The 20,814-nt window shown below is 59.8% G+C and carries 8 protein-coding genes; 2 read left to right on the forward strand and 6 right to left on the reverse strand.

Going from position 1 to position 20,814, the window contains the following annotated elements; all coding sequences use genetic code 11:
- Positions 1 to 20: 20 nt before the first annotated feature.
- The 5 genes from ispG to FS804_RS18020 all read right to left on the reverse strand — a co-directional run bounded on the left by ispG (position 21) and on the right by FS804_RS18020 (position 7,828).
- Complete coding sequence (ispG, locus tag FS804_RS18000) at positions 21 to 1,271, reverse strand: flavodoxin-dependent (E)-4-hydroxy-3-methylbut-2-enyl-diphosphate synthase (RefSeq protein WP_144578268.1); 1,251 nt, start codon at positions 1,269 to 1,271, stop codon at positions 21 to 23.
- 120 nt (positions 1,272 to 1,391) lie between these two features.
- Positions 1,392 to 2,582, reverse strand: a complete 1,191-nt coding sequence (locus FS804_RS18005; RefSeq protein WP_063951467.1) for an MFS transporter — start codon at positions 2,580 to 2,582, stop codon at positions 1,392 to 1,394.
- 5 nt (positions 2,583 to 2,587) lie between these two features.
- Positions 2,588 to 3,394, reverse strand: a complete 807-nt coding sequence (locus tag FS804_RS18010) for a DeoR/GlpR family DNA-binding transcription regulator (protein ID WP_144578270.1) — start codon at positions 3,392 to 3,394, stop codon at positions 2,588 to 2,590.
- Positions 3,395 to 3,523: 129 nt separating this feature from the next.
- Positions 3,524 to 6,985 (reverse strand): pyruvate carboxylase, encoded by a 3,462-nt coding sequence (gene pyc, locus FS804_RS18015; protein ID WP_144578272.1) that lies wholly within the window; start codon positions 6,983 to 6,985, stop codon positions 3,524 to 3,526.
- A gap of 105 nt (positions 6,986 to 7,090) precedes the next feature.
- Complete coding sequence (locus tag FS804_RS18020) at positions 7,091 to 7,828, reverse strand: LuxR family transcriptional regulator (protein ID WP_144578274.1); 738 nt, start codon at positions 7,826 to 7,828, stop codon at positions 7,091 to 7,093.
- Between the two features lie 331 nt (positions 7,829 to 8,159).
- Here FS804_RS18020 and FS804_RS18025 point away from each other — a divergent pair, with 331 nt between their 5' ends.
- Complete coding sequence (locus tag FS804_RS18025) at positions 8,160 to 9,926, forward strand: glucan ABC transporter ATP-binding protein/ permease (RefSeq protein ID WP_144578276.1); 1,767 nt, start codon at positions 8,160 to 8,162, stop codon at positions 9,924 to 9,926.
- Positions 9,927 to 10,583: 657 nt separating this feature from the next.
- Here the strand turns inward: FS804_RS18025 and FS804_RS18035 are convergent.
- Positions 10,584 to 19,079, reverse strand: coding sequence for a GH36-type glycosyl hydrolase domain-containing protein (locus FS804_RS18035; protein WP_144578278.1), 8,496 nt, complete (start codon positions 19,077 to 19,079; stop codon positions 10,584 to 10,586).
- A 510-nt stretch (positions 19,080 to 19,589) separates the two neighbouring features.
- On the opposite strand from FS804_RS18035, the gene FS804_RS18040 reads away from it, so the two are divergent.
- Complete coding sequence (locus tag FS804_RS18040; protein WP_186376888.1) at positions 19,590 to 20,771, forward strand: M20 aminoacylase family protein; 1,182 nt, start codon at positions 19,590 to 19,592, stop codon at positions 20,769 to 20,771.
- The last annotated feature ends 43 nt before the right edge of the window (positions 20,772 to 20,814 follow it).

The raw sequence follows: 20,814 nt of genomic DNA on the forward strand, positions 1-20,814 counted from the left end.
GGGCCATTGCAGCTTACGCATTATTCCGCCGCGTCTTTCCGGCCAAAACGCTTTTCGATGTAATCGATCACCAGCGCCTCAAAATCAGCGGCGATGTTGGGGCCGCGCAGGGTGAGCGCCTTTTCGCCATCGATGAAAACAGGTGCCGCTGGGCTCTCACCGGTGCCGGGCAGCGAAATGCCGATATCGGCGTGTTTGCTTTCGCCGGGGCCATTGACGATGCAGCCCATGACGGCGACGTTGAGCGCCTCGACACCGGGATATTTCTCACGCCAGATCGGCATGTTTTTACGAATGTCATTCTGGATGTTCTGGGCGAGCTCCTGGAAGACAGTGGACGTGGTCCGTCCACAGCCGGGACATGCCGCAACGACTGGAATGAACTGACGGAAACCCATCACCTGCAGCAATTCCTGAGCCACCTGCACCTCACGGGTACGGTCGCCATTCGGCTCGGGCGTGAGCGATACGCGGATCGTGTCGCCAATGCCATGCTGCAGCACATAACCCATGGCGGCGGAAGAGGCGACGATGCCCTTCGAACCCATGCCCGCCTCGGTCAAGCCCAGATGCAGGGCGTGGTTGGATCGTTCCGACAGCATCGAATAGACGGCGATCAGGTCCTGAACCTGACTGACTTTGGCCGACAGGATGATGCGATTGCGCGGCAGGCCGATCTCTTCGGCAAGCTCGGCGGAAATCAGTGCCGACTGAACGATGGCTTCCCGCGTGACCTGACGGGCGGAGAGCGGAAAACCCTGCTCCTTGTTCCTGTCCATCAGCGTCGTCAGCAGCTCCTGATCGAGCGACCCCCAGTTCACGCCGATGCGAACGGGCTTGTCATAACGGATCGCCATTTCGACGATTTCGCCGAACTGCTTATCCTTCTTGTCCTTGAAACCGACATTGCCGGGATTGATGCGGTATTTGGCCAGTGCCTCTGCACAGGCCGGATGATCGGCCAGAAGCTTGTGGCCGATATAATGGAAATCGCCGACAAGAGGTACGTCCATCCCAAGGCGCAGGAGCCGTTCGCGGATTTTCGGCACAGCGGCAGCGCTCTCGTCACGATCAACCGTAATGCGCACGATTTCCGAGCCGGCCCGGAAGAGCGCCGCCACCTGTTGCACGGTGGCGTCGATGTCCGCCGTGTCGGTGTTGGTCATCGACTGCACGACGACGGGGGCCCCGCCACCGACGATGACACCGCCGACGGCGACGGCGACGGATGCGCGGCGGGGCTTTGGATCGTAATCGGCAGGTGACGTCATGGCGGTCTCTGAAGCTTGCGGCAAGGTATGGCATTTGAGGTGAAACAGGCAAGCCTGCTTGTCAACACCCAACGCACGGGAGCTTCTACTTTACCGCAATCATGGCAAAATTCGAGACGCCTATTCCTTGCCCGCACCATCTGCGTGGCGGGCAAGCCGCGAAAGCAGGAGAACCACGACATGCAGAAGCGGCAGGAACAGGAAAACACTGGCGAGGCCGGTATGCTCGGCAATGAAGCCGATTGCCGACGGCGCCACCAGAATGCCCGAATAACCCATTGTCGTGACGACCGAAAGACCAATCCCCGGTGCCAACCCCGGCATGTTGCCGGCCGCCGAAAAGGCAATGGGCACCATATTGGAGATGCCGATGCCTGCAATCGCAAAGCCGATAATGGCGATGGTGGAATTTTCCGCAACACCGGCAATCAGGAGTCCGAGGATCGACATGGCCGAACAGAAGCGCAGCGTCGTGACGGCGCCAAAGCGATCGCGCACGAGGTCGCCAGCAAAGCGCATCGCCGCCATCGTCATTGAGAAGGCCGCAAAAGCGAAACCGGATTGCGAGACGGACGCACCGAGTTCATTGCGCAGATAAAGTGCACCCCAGTCAAGAATCGCCCCTTCCGGGATCATCGAGAACAAGGCCATCAAGCCGATGATCCAGGGCAACGGCGTCAGCGGCAGTCCGCCTTTCGGACGCTCCTCCTCTGGATGTGGCCGGTCCGCGAGGACCCGCGGCCAGGCGATGACCAGAAGCACAAGCGCGATGAGTGTAAGCGCAATGGCATGTCCCTGCACACCGATGGCCGTGATGAGGTAACCACCAAGACCCGCGCCGATCAGGCCTCCCAGGCTCCAGAAGGCGTGACAGGACGACATGATCGCCCGCCGCATATCCCGCTCCACCGCCACGGCGTTGGCATTCATCGCGACATCCATAGCCCCGGTCAGTCCACCGAACAGGAACACCGCGATCACGCCGGCCCAGACCGTGCCTGCCCAGGAGATGAAGAGCAACGTCGGCAGGAAGATCGCAGCCGTGACGAGGCTTACCGTCCTTGAGCCAAAACGGGCGATCTGGGAGCCGGCAATCGGCATGAAGACAAGCGAGCCGATGCCGAAGACGAGAATGATGAGGCCGAGCGCGCTTTCGCTCAACGAAAGCCGCGCCGCGAATTCCGGAATTTTGGGCGCCCATGATCCCATCATGAAGCCGTTCATCAGGAACAGCAGGGAAACGCCCAGCCTGTGCCTTGTCAAATAAGACGAGCGCTTGGCCGTCGGCGAAAATGTCGTAGGGCCATTCATCGGCACTATCCTTTAGACTTGACCAGTGGAAATCGCACAGCGTCACTCGCGCCGCAATCAACCTCGACGCCTTTTGCACGCAGCGTCTCGACCATGGCGCGGTCGGCATCCTGTTCGAGCACGAGGCTAAGAGGCGGGGAAAAATCATGCACGTGAAAAGCAGCCTTATGGCCGAGCTTTTCCGTGGTAATCGCGGCGACGATCCGCTGGCTGGCGCTGCAGGCAAGCCGCTTGAACACCGCGTCCTCGAAAACATCCGCCGAAAGCCCGGTCTCGGCAGCAGCGCCGCAGACACCGAGAACACACAGATCCGGCCGCATCAACTCCAGCTGCCGCAATGCCATGGCGTCGATTGCAGCACCAACGGCCGCATCGACCTTGCCGCCAATCAGCACGAGATCAATATCGGCACGCCCCGTCAGTTCGGCAGCGATGGCCGGGGTATTCGTCACCACGGTCAGGTTGAGACCGGCCGGGATCGCGCGGGCAATGGCAAGATTGGTGGAACCCGCATCGATGAAGACGACCTTCCCCGGCTCAAGCAGCGGCAGCACGGACCGCGCCAGCAGCGCCTTCCGGTCCTCATCCTCGGCAATCCGTGTCTTCAACGGAACCGTCTTGCTGTCCGAGAGCAACGCTCCACCGTAAACCCGATGACATTCCCCGCGCGCTGCCATTTCGCGCAGATCGCGGCGCACGGTATCTTCGGAAACGCCGAAGTTTTGCGCCAGATCCTGCGCGAGAACCCGGCCGCTTTGCCGCAACTGCTCGAGGATAAGCGCCTGCCGCTCACTGACAAAATGGTCGCTCATGAAAACTCATGCATAAACGGGAACAAACGTGTAAGAACATGCATAAACAAGTTTCTGCCGTAGCGCAATAAAAAACGCCCGCCGAGAAGGCGGGCGTCTACGAGTCTGTTCCCGGGAGGAGTTACGCCGTTATTCGGCGTAAGCGATCAACAAGTCCTTCGCGTCGATCTGGTCGCCTGGTCGTACCAAGACTTCGGCGATCTTGCCGTCGCGTTCGGCATGCAGCGCGGTTTCCATCTTCATGGCCTCGATAGAAAGCAGCACGTCGCCGGCCTTGACCTCCTGACCCTGGTTGACGAAGACCCGGCTGATGACACCCGGCATTGGCGCGCCAACATGCGACGCGCTTCCCGGTTCGGCCTTGCGGCGCGCGGCAGAGCCGGAAGCGCCATGAGCGCGATCCGGCACTTTGATACGGCGCGGTTGGCCGTTGATCTCGAAAAACACCGTGACCATGCCCTTGTCATCCGTGCCGGACGAGGCTTGATTGACGATAACAAGCGTCTTGCCGCGTTCAATATCGGCAAACAGCTCTTCACCATCCTCCATGCCGTAGAAATAGGCATGGGTAGGCAGAACGGAGACAGGGCCGTAGGTTTCTGCTGCCAGAGCGAAGTCGGTGAAGACCTTCGGATACATCAGGTAGGATGCAAACTCGAAGTCGTCGACCTTGCGCTCCAGTTTTGTCTCGATTGCCTTGCGCTCCGCATCCAGGTCGGCGTCGGGCAAAAGCGAGCCAGGACGAACCGTATAGGGCTCGTCACCCTTCAACGCCTTTTTCTGCAGGGCCGCCGGCCATCCGCCGGGCGACTGTCCGAGATCGCCCTTCAGCATCGACACGACAGAGTCCGGGAAGGATACTTCACGGTCGGGATTTTCGACATCCGCGACCGTCAGGTCCTGGCTCACCATCATCAGCGCCATGTCACCGACGACCTTGGAGGACGGCGTCACCTTGACGATATCACCGAACATCCTGTTCGCATCGGCATAGGCTTGCGCCACTTCGTGCCACCGGCTTTCGAGGCCCAGCGAACGCGCCTGTTCCTTGAGGTTGGTGAACTGGCCGCCCGGCATTTCATGCAGATAGACTTCCGAGGCCGGTCCCTTGAGATCGCTCTCGAAGGCGGCATACTGATTGCGCACGGCCTCCCAATAGAAGGAAATGCGGCGGATCCATTCGGGATCGAGGCCGGTATCGCGTTCAGATCCTGCGAGCGCCTCCACGATCGAGCCAAGACATGGCTGCGACGTATTGCCGGAGAAGGCGTCCATGGCCGCATCGACGGCGTCGACACCGGCATCCACGGCGGCAAGAACCGTCGCCGCCGATATACCCGACGTATCGTGGGTGTGGAAATGGATGGGCAGGCCCGTTTCTTCGCGCAGCGCCTTGAACAGGACTTTCGCCGCGGCCGGCTTCAACAGGCCAGCCATATCCTTGACGGCGATGATATGCGCGCCGGCCTGCTCCAGCTCCTTGGCAAGACTGGTATAATATTTCAGGTCATATTTCGGGCGGGCCGAGTTCAGTACATCGCCCGTGTAGCAGATAGTCGCCTCGCAGAGCTTGTTCTCTTCGGCGATGGCATCCATTGAAACCCGCATATTCTCCACCCAGTTCAGGCAGTCGAACACGCGGAAGAGATCGACCCCGCCCTTGGCGGCCTGCCGGACGAAGTATTTCACGACATTGTCGGGGTAATTTTTGTAACCGACGCCATTCGCACCCCGCAGCAGCATCTGCAACAGCAGGTTCGGCGCGCCTTCGCGAATGAGTGCGAGACGCTCCCAGGGATCTTCCGTCAGGAAGCGCATGGAAACGTCGAAGGTCGCACCGCCCCAGCACTCCAGCGACAAAAGCTGCGGCAGGGCCTTGGCGTAAACGCTGGCGACGCGGGCAATATCATGGGTGCGAACGCGGGTGGCGAGAAGCGACTGATGGCCATCACGCATGGTCGTATCGGTGATCAGAACGCGCTTTTCATTGCGCATCCACTCCGCAAAGCCCTTCGGGCCGAGCTTGTCCAGCAGCTGCTTGGTGCCATCTGGCGTCGGCGCATCGATGTAAGGCACGATAGGCTTTGCGGCCTTTTCGGGCGGTCTGGCGCGACCCTTGGTTTCCGGGTGACCATTGACGGTCACATCGGCCAGATAGGTGAGAAGCTTGGTGGCGCGGTCCTGACGCTTCACCTGCGCGAATAGCTCCGGCGTCGAATCGATGAAACGCGTCGTATAGGTGTTGTTGCGGAAGCTGTCGTGACCGATAATGGCTTCCAGGAAGGTAAGGTTGGTAGCCACGCCGCGGATGCGGAACTCGCGCAGCGCGCGGTCCATGCGGCTGATCGCTTCATCCGGCTGCGGCGCCCAGGCCGTCACTTTCACCAGCAGCGGATCATAATAGCGGGTGATGACGGCGCCCGTGTAGGAAGTGCCGCCGTCCAGACGGATGCCGAAGCCCGAGGCGGAACGATAGGCGGTGATACGGCCGTAATCGGGGATGAAGTTGTGTTCGGGGTCTTCCGTCGTGATACGGCACTGCAGCGCATGGCCGTTGAGGCGGATGTCTTCCTGGCGCGGAACGCCCGATTCCGCCGTGCCGATGGCAGCACCTTCAAGAATGTGAATCTGCGCCTTGACGATATCGATGCCGGTGACGACTTCGGTGACCGTGTGCTCCACCTGGATGCGTGGGTTCACCTCGATGAAGTAGAACTTGCCGGTATCGGCATCCATCAGATATTCGACTGTGCCAGCGCCGATATAGTTGGTGGCACCCGCAATCTTCAGGGAGTAGGACGCAAGTTCCTGCCGCTGCGCTTCGGTTAGATAAGGCGCGGGCGCACGTTCGACGACCTTCTGGTTACGGCGCTGAATGGAACAGTCGCGTTCAAACAGATGCACCACATTGCCATGTGTATCGCCGAGAATCTGACTTTCCACGTGGCGCGCGCGCTCGACCAGCTTTTCCAGATAGACCTCGTCCTTGCCAAAGGCGGCCTTTGCTTCGCGCTTGGCTTCCGTCACCTCGCGGGCAAGGTCTTCTCGTCTGCGGATGGCGCGCATGCCGCGACCGCCACCGCCCCATGAGGCTTTCAGCATCACGGGATAGCCGATTTCCTCGGCCATGCGCTCCACTTCCGTCATATCATCAGGCAGCGGATCGGTTGCGGGAACGACGGGAACATCGACCGAAATCGCCAGGTTGCGGGCAGCAACCTTGTTGCCGAGCTGGCGCATGGTGTCCGCCGTCGGTCCGATAAAGGTGATGCCGGCCTTGTTGCAGGCCTCCACGAATTCCGGGCTTTCCGACAGAAGGCCGTAGCCGGGATGGATCGCATCGGCCCCCGAGAGCTTGGCGACACGGATAACCTCCTCGATCGAAAGATAGCTCTCGATTGGCCCCATATCCTTGGCGAGATGCGGGCCGCGGCCAACCTGATAGGATTCATCCGCCTTGAAGCGGTGCAAGGAAAGCTTGTCCTCTTCCGCCCAGATCGCAACGGTTTTAATTCCAAGCTCATTGGCAGCCCGGAAAACGCGGATGGCAATTTCGGAACGGTTGGCAACAAGTATTTTCGATATCTTCAAGACGGTCTCCCCACACGCCAAAACAATATTCTGCTGCACTGCGGAATTAAGCAGCAAAACCCCGTCTTGGAAAGGGCAATTCCGGCGAGAATTGTTCTGTTTGCGTTAACTCAGCAGACCATGGCGAAAAGCAAGTGCTACCGTGTGCTGCCTGTTCTTGGCGCTGAAGCGTCGCTGGATTCCGTTTATATACCAGTCGACCGTATGATTGGAGATCGACAACTGACGGCCGATCTCCGTCGAGGTCATGCCATCAGCCATCAGTGCCAGCACTTCCATTTCGCGTCGCGTCAGTTCCAGCGCCGAGACCTCCGGTGCGTTGCTGAAACCCTCGCCTTGCCCGGAAAGATCGAGCAGCCGCCAGAAGACGGCACGCGTGGCGGAATCGAGTAGCTCCACCTGCAGGGAAGACAATTGCCGATCTTCTCCGCCAATGAACACCGCACCGATGAATCCCGCACGCCCATGCACCGGGAAAGCGTAGCCTCCCTGCAGGCCGTAACGGCTGGCATCGTGCAGGAAAACGCTTGCCCTTTTGCGATGCATTGCCCGCGGCAGCCCATCCAGCGCGTCCTTCCACTGGAACGGCTTGTGGACCATGCCGATTACCTTGCGGACGGGATCGACGAGATTGTACTTCTTGGCCCTGTAAACCTCCAGCCAGCCCTCCGGCAAATGCTGCGCAAGCACCTGACCGGTCGAGGCGAGCTCGCCCGTCATCCGTTTGCTGACCAGAAAATAGTCGAAGCCATAGTCTCGAATGAGCGACGAAAATTCGGAGCGGACGCGGTCGGCGCTTCCTGCCTGGTAACACGCAGAGATGAAGTGAAAAATATCTTGCATAAAGACACAGAGTCCGGACTAGGCTTGATGGGATGACACGGAGGACGTAGTCCCGCGATGACGTCATGTTACTCGGGCGCCGGTCGGCAAAAATTGAACATACCGTTGTTAGCAATCCCTAAAACGATAATGCGAAATCTTGTGACGGCACCGTGTGAAAGCTTCGGCTGCAGGCGGCGAACAACAGCGAGCGCGATCTGTTAAGCCGCCATTCAGACTGAAAGAGCGATAATTACACAAAATTCGCCGGACCATGCAACATTGCTAAAGTAGCTTTGTTCTGGTCCGAACACCAAACCGCTTGTAAAGACGCTCAGACTGGATTGAAAATTTGACCCTGTTTCAGGTTTACACGCGCGCCCTGCGCTATCTGACCGTTCATAAATGGCGTGTGGCTGTTGTCGTCATCGCCAACGTCATTCTTGCAGCGATCACCATCGCCGAACCCGTGCTGTTCGGCCGTATCATCGACGCCATCTCTTCCGGCTCCAACGTCACGTCCATCCTTATCCTCTGGGCGGGTTTTGGCGTCTTCAACACCGTGGCCTATGTCGCGGTTGCCCGCGAGGCGGACAGGCTTGCCCATGGCAGGCGGGCGTCGCTCCTGACGGAAGCCTTCGGCCGCATTATTTCGATGCCGCTTTCCTGGCATCATCAGCGTGGCACGTCCAATGCGCTGCATACCCTGCTGCGCGCAAGCGAAACGCTCTTCGGCCTCTGGCTCGAATTCATGCGCACGCACCTTGCGACCTTCGTCGCGCTGGTGCTGCTCGTGCCGACCGCCATGTCCATGGACCTGCGCCTCAGCTTCGTGCTGATCGGCCTCGGCATCGTCTACTGGTTCATCGGCAAGTGGGTGATGAGCCGCACCAAGGACGGCCAGGCCTCCGTGGAAGAACACTATCACAGCGTTTTTGCCCATGTCAGCGATTCCATCAGCAACGTTTCGGTCCTGCACAGCTACAACCGCATTGAGGCGGAAACGAAGGCTCTGAAGTCCTTCACGGAAAAGCTGCTGAGCGCTCAATATCCGGTGCTCGACTGGTGGGCCTTCGCCAGTGCGCTGAACCGCACGGCCTCCACTGTTTCGATGATGATCATCCTCGTCATCGGCACGGTGCTGGTAAAGAGTGGCGAAATCCGCGTCGGTGACGTGATCGCCTTCATCGGTTTCGCCAATCTGCTGATCGGCCGTCTCGACCAGATGCGCCAGTTCGTGACGCAGATCTTCGAGGCACGTGCCAAGCTTGAAGACTTCTTCGTTCTGGAAGATTCCGTGAAAGAACGCGAAGAACCCGGCGACGCCCGCGAATTGTCGAATGTCTCCGGTACGGTCGAGTTCCGCAACGTCAATTTCGGTTTCGCCAATACCAAGCAGGGCGTCCACGACGTGTCGTTTACGGCGAAGGCCGGCGAAACGATTGCGATCGTTGGGCCGACCGGTGCGGGTAAGACCACGCTCATCAACCTGTTGCAGCGCGTCTATGATCCGGATTCCGGCCAGATCCTGATCGACGGTACCGATATTTCAACGGTGACGAAAAACTCACTGCGCAATTCCATCGCGACCGTCTTCCAGGATGCCGGCCTGCTGAACCGCTCGATCCGTGAAAACATTCGCCTCGGCCGGGAGACCGCCACCGATGCGGAAGTGGTGGAGGCGGCAGCAGCCGCAGCAGCGACGGACTTCATCGACAGCCGCATCAACGGCTACCTGACGCAGGTCGGCGAGCGCGGCAACCGTCTGTCAGGCGGCGAGCGCCAGCGTATCGCCATCGCCCGCGCCATCCTCAAGAATGCGCCTATCCTTGTTCTGGACGAAGCAACCAGTGCGCTGGACGTTGAAACCGAAGCCCGCGTGAAAGCCGCTGTCGACGCGCTGAGAAAGAACCGCACGACATTCATCATCGCTCACCGGCTTTCCACGGTGCGTGATGCCGATCTCGTGCTGTTCCTCGATCAGGGCCGGGTTATCGAAAAGGGTACCTTCGATGAACTCAGCCAGCGCGGCGGACGTTTCACATCGCTGTTGCGCACCAGCGGCCTGCTGACGGAAGACGAAGCCCAGCAAAACCGGCCGAAGGCGATAGCCTCCTGAGGATTGGACCAGGGCGAAAGCGGGGGCGGACAGCGATGTCCGCCCTTTTTTATTCCTGCTTTATCTACGCGACGCATCGCTGCCTGCGGTCAAGGAGCACCAGTCAGCAAATTCGATAGCCAAAAGTCCGTCAGGCCAATAGGAAGAAAATTTCCCGAAAGCCGACAAAACGGCAGCGAGATAAAGTGTGCAATTCCAACAAGGATGCCCAGCGCGCGCCTGCCAACACGACAATGCCAGGCAAAGAATGGGCGAAAATGTGAGCACCTCGGCTTCTGTGAATGACGTGTTTGAAGGACAAAGATCGCTTTCTTTCGATCTTTCGAAGATGTCACCACCCCGCGGACGCGGACGGAAAGACGGCATTGCAAAATGGCTCACGCAGGTCCGCTTCGCCCGCAAAACGGGTGAGGCGAGGACGCACTCGCGAGGACCCGGCTTGTGAAAGGAGAGCGTGAATATCGTGACCTCGCCATGCAGTTCACTGATCTTGGCTCACGTGCTGCTTAGCGGGGCCTTCCAGCTCTAAAGTCTAAGGAGGCCGCGCTGGACCTGTTATCCGGCCACGCCCTGAAGCTGACCGGGAGGGCACCACAAAAAAAGGGCCCCTGCATCCCGCAGAGGCCCAGCATTAAGCGCGGACATGCGCTTGTCGCATCAGTCGAACGGTATCAACTTGTCACCGGCCGCCAGATCTTTTCCGTCGACGGACACGGTAATGTCCTCCGAGCCAGTCTTGCGTGTAACGGCAATATTTCTCGACTTACCGTCAAGCGTGACCTTTATCGAGAAACCGTCCCAGTCGGCTGGCAGAGACGGCGTGACATGCAGGTTACCGTCGGTGCGGGTAATGCCGAGAATACCCTCGACTGCTGCGCGATAGAGCCAACCGGCCGAACCCGTATACCAACTCCAACCGCCACGGCCCGCATAGGCGCCCTCGCCATAAACATCCGCGGTCACCACATAGGGCTCGACCCTGTAGGTTTCCGATGAGGCCGCATCGAGCGCGTGATTGACCGGGTTCAGAAGCTTGAAGCAGTTCCAGGCCTCTTGCGCCCTGCCCTGTTTGGCGAGCGCAAGCACCACCCAGGTGGCTGCGTGGGTATATTGCCCGCCGTTTTCGCGCACGCCCGGCGGATATCCCTTGATATAACCGGGATCATGCGGTGCACGTGAGAAGGCTGGCGTGAAGAGGCGGATAATGCCGGTCTCTTCATCGACAAGATGTTCCATGACGGCGTCCATCGCCTGGCGGGATCGCCCCTCTTCGCCTTCGCCGGACAAAACGCTCCAACTCTGGCCGAGGGAATCGATCCGGCATTCTTCGCTGCTGGCTGAGCCAAGCGGCGTGCCGTCATCAAAATAGCCGCGGCGATAATAGCTGCCATCCCAACCCGCTGTTTCCAGCGCATTGCGCAGCTTTTCCCGATGCGATGCCCATTTGCCGACACGATCCGTGTCCCCGCGCTTTTCCGCAATCTCGATGAAATCACGCAATGCCCCGGCCAGGAACCAGCCAAGCCAGACACTGGTGCCCTTGCCACCGACGCCCACCCGGTTCATCCCGTCGTTCCAGTCACCGCCAAGGATCAGCGGCAGACCGTTTTCCCCCGTCCGGTGAATGGCGAGATCAAGCGCGAGCGCAGCATGTTCGTACAGCGTCGCGGATTTGTCGCTGGTTTCCGGCTGGAAGAAGGCATCGTGCTGGCCAGGCATCAGCGCAGGCCCTTTCAGGAAGGGAATGCTTTCATCGAGGATGGCAACATCGCCGGTCGCGGAAACATACTGGTTGATCGCATAGGCGAGCCAGACAACGTCGTCAGAAATCGTCGTACGAACGCCCGCCCCCGTCAGCGGCAGCCACCAATGCTGGACGTCACCCTCCGGGAACTGCCGGCCAGCCGCACGCAGGATCTGCTTGCGGGCGAGATCCGGCTGGTACAGCAGGAACGCCAGCGTGTCCTGCAACTGGTCGCGGAAGCCAAAGGCGCCGCTCGACTGATAGAAGGCCGTGCGGGCTAGGATACGGCAGGCGAGCGCCTGATATGGCAGCCAGCTATTGACCATGTGGTTGAAGCCGGCGTCCGGTGTGGACACTTGCAACTGCCCGGTAAAGCCCGTCCAGAACGCCTTGTTCTCTTCGAGCACCGCCTGAAAGTCCGCCTGGCGAACGTCCTTTACCAGCGCTTCGGCTTCCCCTGCAGTATCGGCATCGCCGAGAATGAAGGTCATATGCCGTTCTTCGCCGGGCTTCAGGTGGATCTCCTGCATCAACGCTGCACAGGGGTCACCGTCGACTTCGGTGCTACCGCTCAGCGCCGCTCCCGACACGATGCCCTGCGGAGCCTGTGCGGAGCCGAAGCGGCCGATGAATTCCCGGCGGCTGGTCGTGAAACCGCTCGCCTCGCTGTCAAGCGTGAGGAACGCCGTGCGATCGCTGTAATCAATGCTGTAGGGGTTCGATGCAAAGATCGCATTGCTGCCGGCGTCGTGCCTGCTGAGGATGAACGGCGCAGATTTCTGACCGTTGGTTCCCAGCACCCATTCCACGTAAGCATACACTTTCAGGCGGCGGTTTTTCGAGCCCTTGTTGCGAACGATGACCTGCGAGAACTTGACCGGCTTTTCCCGGTCAACCGTTTGGGTCAGTTCCACCTCCAGCGTATCGGCCGTGCCAGTTAACACCGAGTAGCCGAGGCCATGACGGGTTTCGAACAGCGCTTCCGGATCGCGCGAGAGCGCGGCGCAGGGCGTATAGAGCTTTCCCGTCTCCACGTCAGCGACATAGAATGCCTCACCGGGCCGGTTGATGACCGGATCATTGCTCCATGGCGTCAGCTGATAATCGCGGGAATTGCGGCTCCAGCTGAAGCCGGCGCCTTCGGTCGAAATATGGAAACCGAAGTTCTCGTTCGAGATGACATTGATCCATGGGTGCGGCGTGGACTGGCCACCGTGCAGGCGCACAACATATTCCCGCCCGTCTCTGGAAAAGCCGCCAAAACCGTTCCAGAAATCGAGATCGTCAGCATCTTCGACCGGCTCCGCGACCGGGAAGGCCGGCATAGGGAGACGAGCCTGCGCAGCATCGCCGGTGCCGTCAGGACCGCGATGCGCCGCAAACAGCGACACGGCACGGTTGATCTGGTCAACGATCTTGCCGTTGCGAACGTGCAGCACGACGCGGGACGCGGCAAGAAGCGCGTTCCACGTCTCTTCGTCCATCAGGTCGCGGCGGACCGAGAAGACGTGCGGGCGACCGCCATCGGCAGGATTGATGCGGCGCTGCGCCTCGGAAATATGATCCAGAGCGTGCTGCATGTCCTGTGCGTAGGATGCAGCCCGCTCATTGACGATAACGAGATCGAAGATCACGCCACGCGACCGCAGATACTCGTGAGCACTCAGCGCCTCACGGGCAATATCCATATCCATGTCGTCATTGATGCGCAGGCTGAAGATCGGGAAATCGCCGGAGATGGCAAGCGGCCACAGCGCGCGCTGCGAGGCCAAGCCCGTCTTCAGCGTTTCCGAATCCGCCCGCAGGTGCATGTCGGGATAGGTCAGATAACGGCCGAGATGCTGGAAGGCGGCCGCCTGCTGCGAGGTGACGCCCACATGGCGCATCTGCACCTGTGTGCGCGTCCAGGCATGAACGAGTTCATGGGCGAAGGCATCCGGATGACGGTAACGGTCAATCGCCTTATCGACTTCCTCACGGCTCGGGGCGGCGATCGTCCAGAAGATCACGCTCACCTTCTTGCCAGCCGGCACGCGTACGGTGCGGCGGAGCGAGAGAATGGGATCGAGCGTGAACCCGTCCGTGCTGGAGAGCGTCGCGCCGGCATCGAATGCCGCCGCTTCACGCAACGAGCGTCCGCGGCCAATGAATTTGGCACGGTCGGTCTCGAATTCAGTCGGCCGCGACGGGCCGGCATTATCGGCGGCCAGATGCGCGATCATGGTACCCGGTTCGTTCGGGCTGCGACGGTTACGCCAGGCGCGAATGACATCGCCGCGACGTCCAATTTCCGTCTGGACGAACATCCGAGAGAAGAGCGGATGGGCATTGTCATCGTCTTCAGACGCGATGACCGGCTCCATGTAGGAGGTCACTTCAATGTAGCGATCCTCCGAACCCACGTTCAGCAGGGTGATCCGGCGCCCCTCGGCATCGTGTTCGGTTGCGACGATGCATTCGACGACGCTCTGCAGGTCGCCGATGGTCTTGTGAAACTCGGCCTTGTCGTCGGTGAAGACGGTCTTCGTCTTTTCACCTTCCGCCACGCGTGGTTCAGCCGTCGCACTCCACCATTGTCCGTTCGTTGTGTCGCGCAGGAAGATAAACGTTCCCCAGCGATCTTCTGTCGGATCGGCCTTCCAGCGGGAAATCGCCTGCCCGTTCCATTTCGAGTAACCTGCACCTGTCGCGGTGAGCATGGTGGAATAATGGCCGTTCGAAAGGAACACCACCTCGCGGTCACGCACGGCGGGATCGGCAATGGTGCGTACTTCGGCGCGCAGCAGATCCGCCTGTTCCTTGCCGGGGGTTTCCGGCTCGTATTTGGCGCTCATAACGGGCACTTCGCGTGGTGCTTTTTCCTGCAGCAGCAACTCGGCCGCCTCGATCACCGGATCGGAATGGAAGAGTTCGCGCAGCATTCCATCGAAGGCAACGTTGGCTACAGCCGCAATCGACATGCCATGGTGGTGGGCATAATAATTGTAAACCACCGCGCAGACCTTACCGTCCGGAACGCGTGTCGGCGTGAAATCCACCGCATCGTGGAAACCGTACTGGCCAAGTGCGCCAAGCTTGCGCAGCTTTTCCAGGTTTTCCAGCGCGCCATCAGGATCGTACTGGCTGGCCAGAATCGAGGCATAGGGGGCGATGACCGCGTTTTGGCCAAGCCCACGCTTCAGGCCAAGGGTCGGCACACCGAAGTTGGTGTACTGGTAGTTCATGTTGTGATCGCGGGCGTTGAACGCTGCTTCGGAAATGCCCCATGGCGTGCCGAGACGGCGGCCATGGTTCATCTGTTCCTTGACGATCAAATTGTTGGTCTGGTTGAGAATGCCGCCCTGACGCTCCTGCATGACGAGCGGCGGCATCAGATATTCGAACATCGAGCCAGACCAGGACACCAGCGCGCCCTGCGCACCGATCGGCACGACCTGACGGCCGAGACGATACCAGTGCTCTGTCGGCAGGTCGCCCTTGGCAATGGCGAACAAGCTGGTCAGGCGGCATTCCGACGCCAGAAGATCGTAGCAGGCCTCATCCAGCTCCTTGCTCTCGACGCGGTAGCCAATTGACAGAAGTCGACGATCCTTCCGGTAAAGGAAGGTGAAATCCATCGAGAAGGCGAGATCGCGGCTGCGGTCGCGTAGCGACGCAAGACGCTGGCGCAGCGGCTCCATGTTGGTGAGGTCGATGGCGCTATCGGAAATATGCGCCTCACAGCATTCCACCAGCAATTGCGCCCAGCGCGTCACTTCTGCACTTTGCGTCGAATTTACCTCGTGGTCCACATTGGTGGCGAGCTTCTGGATGTCGCGCGCCAGCACGGCGAGATTGATGACGCGGATCGAGGCGAATTCATGCTCCCGCTTGACGGAAGCCAGCGCATTGGAAAAGCCGATGATACGTTCTTCGAGACGCCGGTGCAGCGGACGCAGGGTCTTGCGGTTGTCGGGCAGGGCGTTCAGCGTTTCGCGCAGGATGCCGGCAACATCGCCAATGCCATCCAGATTGCCCTGCAGATGCGCGGAAGGCGCTTCCGCCCAGTCACGGCAGGCGGACGATACCGCTATCAGGTGGCCGGCGAGGTTGCCGCTATCCACCGCCGAAACATAGCGCGGTCCAAGCGTCTGCAACGTGTCTGTGTGATACCAGTTGTAGAGATGGCCACGATATTTTTCCATCTTCTCGACGGTCTGGATCGTGTTTTCGATCCGCTCCAGCGTATCGGCAAAGCTGATCCAGCCGAACTGGCGCGCCGAAATGACGGACAGAAGATAGACGCCGATATTGGTGGGCGAGGTGCGCGAAGCGACGATCGGCTCCGGCGTTTCCTGGAAATTGTCAGGCGGCAGATGGTTTTCCTGCGGCGTTACGAAAGTCTCGTAATAGCGCCATGTGCGGCGGGCAATCTTGCGCAACTCAAAGGAGACGTGCTCGGAAACGAACAGCCGGTCCTCGGTCTCCGCCGACTGGCTGACATACCAGGCGACGGCCGGTGACAGGACCCACAGGACTGTGAAGGGAATACCGATCAGGAAGGCATTGTCGCCCGGCAGCGCTGCAAACAGCAGGCCGAGCATCGCGACCACAGGCGCATGCCACATCTGGCGATAGTAGTCGATGATGCTTCCCTGCGCGCTGGACTGCATGCTGGCGGCCGTGCGCCACTCCAGCATCAGCTTATGGCTGACAAGCAGACGGTAAAGCGAACGGGCAATAGCGTCCGTCATCATGCAGGCGGCATCGGCAATGAAGACGATACGCAGCGCAACCTGTGCATTGGTCGCCCTGATTTCCGACCAGATGGTGTGGAAATGCGCCTGCGGAACGATATCGGTCGAACGCGGCACGAGGCCGGAAAGCAGCGAGAGCGTCGGCGCTACGAACAACGAGAAGATCAGCAGGATCTGCCAGATCAGCGCGCCCAGCGGGTCCATGAAATACCAGCCGAGGATCGACGCGAAGAACCAGGCGATCGGCGTGAGAGAGCGACGCAGATTGTCGACCATCTTCCACCGACCGATCGCAGTCACGCCACGGGCGCTGTCCAGAATAAACGGCAGGAGCTGCCAGTCGCCACGCGCCCAGCGATGCTGGCGCGACACTTCGACTTCGTAGCGGGTCGGGAAGTCCTCTACCAGCTCCACATCGGTCACCAGCGCGCAACGTGCAAAGGAGCCTTCGAGCAGGTCGTGGCTGAGGATCGCGTTTTCTTCGATACGGCCCTTCAGAGCCGCTTCGAACGCATCCACATCGTAAAGACCCTTGCCGGTGAAGGTGCCTTCCGAGGTGAGATCCTGGTAAACGTCAGAAACCGTGAAGACGTAAGGATCGATACCACGGTTGATCGAGAAGACACGCTGAAAGACGGACGCGTCCTTGCCTGTTGTGAGCGACGGTGTGACGCGCGGCTGCAGCAGGCCGTAACCTTCGACGACACGGCCCGATACCGGATCGATCTTCGGGCGGTTGATCGGGTGGTGCATCTTGCCCACAAGCTTTGTCACCGCATCGCGCATCAGGCGCGTATCGGCGTCCAGCGTCATGACATATTTGACACCTTCCGGCACGACGTTCGCGCCGCTGAGGAACGTCGTGTCCTTGTCACCGCGCAACAGCATGTTCAGCTCGTGCAGCTTGCCGCGCTTGCGCTCCCAACCCATCCAGCAGCCTTCCGCCGGATTGTAGATACGGCGGCGGTGCAGCAGGTAAAAACGGGTCTTGCCGTCAAAGGCATAGCGGCTGTTCAGCGTCGCAAGCTCGCGCTTGGCATAGTCGAGGATCTCGATATCGTCGTCTGACTGCTCGTACTGAGCATCGCGCCAGTCGCTCACCAGCGAGAAGTAAATCTCCCCATGCGGATTGGCGAGATAATGCACCTCGATATTGCGCATCATCTCATCGACACTATCGCGGCTGGTCAGCATGCACGGCACGGCGACGAGCGTGCGGGCATCCTCGGGAATGCCGCTCTTGAACTCGTACCCGACCAGGCGGAAGGGTTTGACGAAGAAGGTGACGAGTGTGTTGAAAAGGCCGGTCGCACCTTCCGATGCCGGTAGGGCAAACATCAGCAGGAAAGCGGTGACGACATACCAGGGCATTCCGGCATTGGCCAGGAACCAGCCGACGGCGAGCATGGCAAGGGCGGTAATCAGCAGCACAGGCGCCGCGATTGCCAGCCAGTTGAACTTGCGCATGGCGCGGACGATGTGCTGCGACACCAGCGGCCGATAGGCCAAAGCCTTTTCAAGCTCGAAGCGGCGTTGGCCGACGAGCACAGAACCGACGTTGACGCGATGTTTGTCGTCGGCGCCTTCGGGCGTATCCGCCCGCGCCATCTCAACGGCAGCGCGCGCCACCTCGACTTCGCTCTTGGGGGAGCGGCGGGCCAGAAGCTCGATGGTGTTGCGGTAGGTGTTGCGCGAACCGAAATCGAGAACCTCGTAGTCGGTCTCCTCGCGCAGGACCTTGTCGATATGGCTGACTTCCTCGAACCAGACCGACCACTCTGTATCGTCGATTTCACGCAAGCTCTTGACGATATTGCCCATCGTCACATTGCCGGATGCCAGACGGTTATGTTCCGACATCATGACGTTTTCAGCATCGGTGCCAGCGGCATGCAGACGCTCTTCGAGCCACGCGACGGCGAAGCCAGAGGTCTGCGAACCGTTGCGGAGACGATAGAGGAACTGCGTCGCGAAAGTCGGATCATCGACCAGCGAATCGACCTGTTTCAAAAGTGCCGCCGACGCTTCGGCATCGTTCAGCCGGATGATCTCGTCCACCACCTCATTCGCCTTCTGGCGCATGCGGCGCGAGCGTTCAACGCGGATCGAGATACGGCGAAGATTTTCGATGAGGACGAACCGGATGATGGAGGGCAGCGCCCACAACTCGCCGATCTGAAGCGTCTTCGATGTCTGGTAGCCATCAACCAGAGCCGTCATGTTTTCGCGCGACACCGTGCTGTGGGTATGGGCGACATAGAGCCAGCCGAGCGCCATGACCCGCGGAATCGTCACCCCGCCCACTGTCATTGTCGGCAGCTGACGATAGAATTTGCGCGGAAAATCGCGGCGCACCTCCTGGATCGCTTCTTCGATGACGTAATGGTTGTCCAGCAGCCACTCCGCCGCCGGCGTAATCGTCGCCCCGTTCTCCGCGTCGACGGCCGTGGTCCGATAGACCCGCAGGATTTCCTTCTCGTTTTCACGATGTCGCTCGAAGAAATCGAACGCCATGAAACCGGGGAGGCTGTCTGCGCCATCGCGCGACAGCGCGGCACCGGCATCATGCAGTTCCTCGATCGTCATGTAGGACGCGCGGATCGAATCGTTATGATCGATCTGCTTCGTCTCGGAATCACGGGCGGCGGCGGTCGGGGTGATATGAAATGACATCGGGCTCGTATTCTGAACTTAAGGGATACTTGTTCGACTTGACCGGCATTTCGTCCGTGGTGGGAACACACACGAAACGGGCCACGCTATATTTATGACCTATCCTGAACCTTCGGTGAACCGGGCGAAACCATTTAAAGGCCGGGACAGGGCACGGATGGCTTCAGCAGAGAAGGGTGTGTGGCGCAAGATTAACTGGATCGAGTGGCCCGGCCCTGCCGTTCCCTCTGGAAGTCGCGCACGCTCATACAGCGAAGATTGTTCGCGCAAAGTCCGATATTCCCCCGCTGATGACCTGAACGGCAACGCACGCCAAGGGGCGCGCGCTACATCCGAGGGAAGCTAATGCCCCAGACCATCAATAGTTCCATGCCACCGGTCGCGACGGGATGCAAGCGCTGAATCTAAAGGGCTTTCGCTATGGCGAAGGGCACTTTAGAATCCGTCGACATCCTGATATGTCCAAGGGGAAACGCACTGAAAAAGGACGGCGTAGCCAGGAACTTGCAAATGACCAGACAGACCGCAAACATTGCTTCCTTCGCCAATCACATGCCCGACGTGGTTGCCATTCGCCACCACCTTCACCGCAATCCGGAAATCGGCCTTTCGGAATTCAGGACTTCGGATTTCATCGCCGAACAGTTGGAAACAATGGGCTATGAGGTAACACGTGGTCTTGCCGGCACCGGCATTGTTGCGACGCTGCGAAACGGTGACAGCCAACGCACACTTGGCATACGCGCCGATATCGATGCGCTACCGATCCACGAAGAGACGGGCGCGGACTATGCGAGCATCAATCAGGGCGTAATGCACGCCTGCGGTCACGATGGGCACACGGCCATGCTGCTCGGTGCGGCGAAGATCATCGCCGAAAGAAAGAATTTCGACGGAACGCTGCACCTCATCTTCCAGCCGGCGGAAGAAAACTTCGGTGGCGCCCGCATCATGATCGAGGACGGCCTGTTCGAGCGCTTCCCCTGCGATGCAGTGTTCGCGTTGCATAATGATCCAGGCCTGCCCTTCGGCCAATTCGTGATGCGCGACGGACCGATCCTTGCCGCCGTCGATGAATGCAAGATCACCGTCAAGGGTTATGGGGGCCACGGTGCCGAACCACAGGACGCAGCCGATCCAATCGTTGCCGGCGCGAGCATCATCATGGCGCTGCAGACGGTGGTATCCCGCAACATCCATCCGCAATCATCGGCGGTGGTCACCGTGGGTGCATTCCATGCTGGTGCTGCCAGCAATGTCATTCCCGAAACAGCGGAAATGCTGCTGACCATCCGCTCTTTCGATCCGGACGTGCGTGACGAGCTGGAAAAGCGTATTCGTGCGATCGCCGAGGGCCAGGCCGCCAGCTATGGCATGAGCGTCACCGTCGATTACGAGCGCGGCTATAACGCCACCGTCAATCACAAGGCGGAAACGGATTATGTCGCCGACCTCGCCCGCCGGTTCGCGGGTGCCGAAAACGTGGCAGAGATGAAGCGCCCGTCGATGGGCGCGGAAGACTTCGCCTATATGCTGGAAAAGCGGCCCGGCTGCTATTTCTTCCTCGGCACCGCGCGCACCGAAAACGATCCGCCCTTGCACCACCCGAAGTTCGATTTCAACGACGAAATCCTGCCGCTCGGAACCGCTTTCTGGGTGGAACTGGCGGAGGATTATCTAAAGTCCCGATGATATAAAAAAAGCCGGTCGGAGGAGCGACCGAATTTTCAGCCCT

This window comes from Agrobacterium sp. DE0009, from assembly GCF_007680755.1.
Taxonomy (GTDB): Bacteria; Pseudomonadota; Alphaproteobacteria; order Rhizobiales; family Rhizobiaceae; genus Agrobacterium; species Agrobacterium tumefaciens_B.

Coding starts and splice junctions, on each gene's coding strand:
- ispG (WP_144578268.1), bottom strand. CDS start 1,271: ATGACGTCACCTGCCGATTACGATCCAAAGCCCCGCCGCGCATCCGTC.
- FS804_RS18005 (WP_063951467.1), bottom strand. CDS start 2,582: ATGAATGGCCCTACGACATTTTCGCCGACGGCCAAGCGCTCGTCTTAT.
- FS804_RS18010 (WP_144578270.1), bottom strand. CDS start 3,394: ATGAGCGACCATTTTGTCAGTGAGCGGCAGGCGCTTATCCTCGAGCAG.
- FS804_RS18020 (WP_144578274.1), bottom strand. CDS start 7,828: ATGCAAGATATTTTTCACTTCATCTCTGCGTGTTACCAGGCAGGAAGC.
- FS804_RS18035 (WP_144578278.1), bottom strand. CDS start 19,079: ATGTCATTTCATATCACCCCGACCGCCGCCGCCCGTGATTCCGAGACG.
- FS804_RS18040 (WP_186376888.1), top strand. CDS start 19,590: ATGACCAGACAGACCGCAAACATTGCTTCCTTCGCCAATCACATGCCC.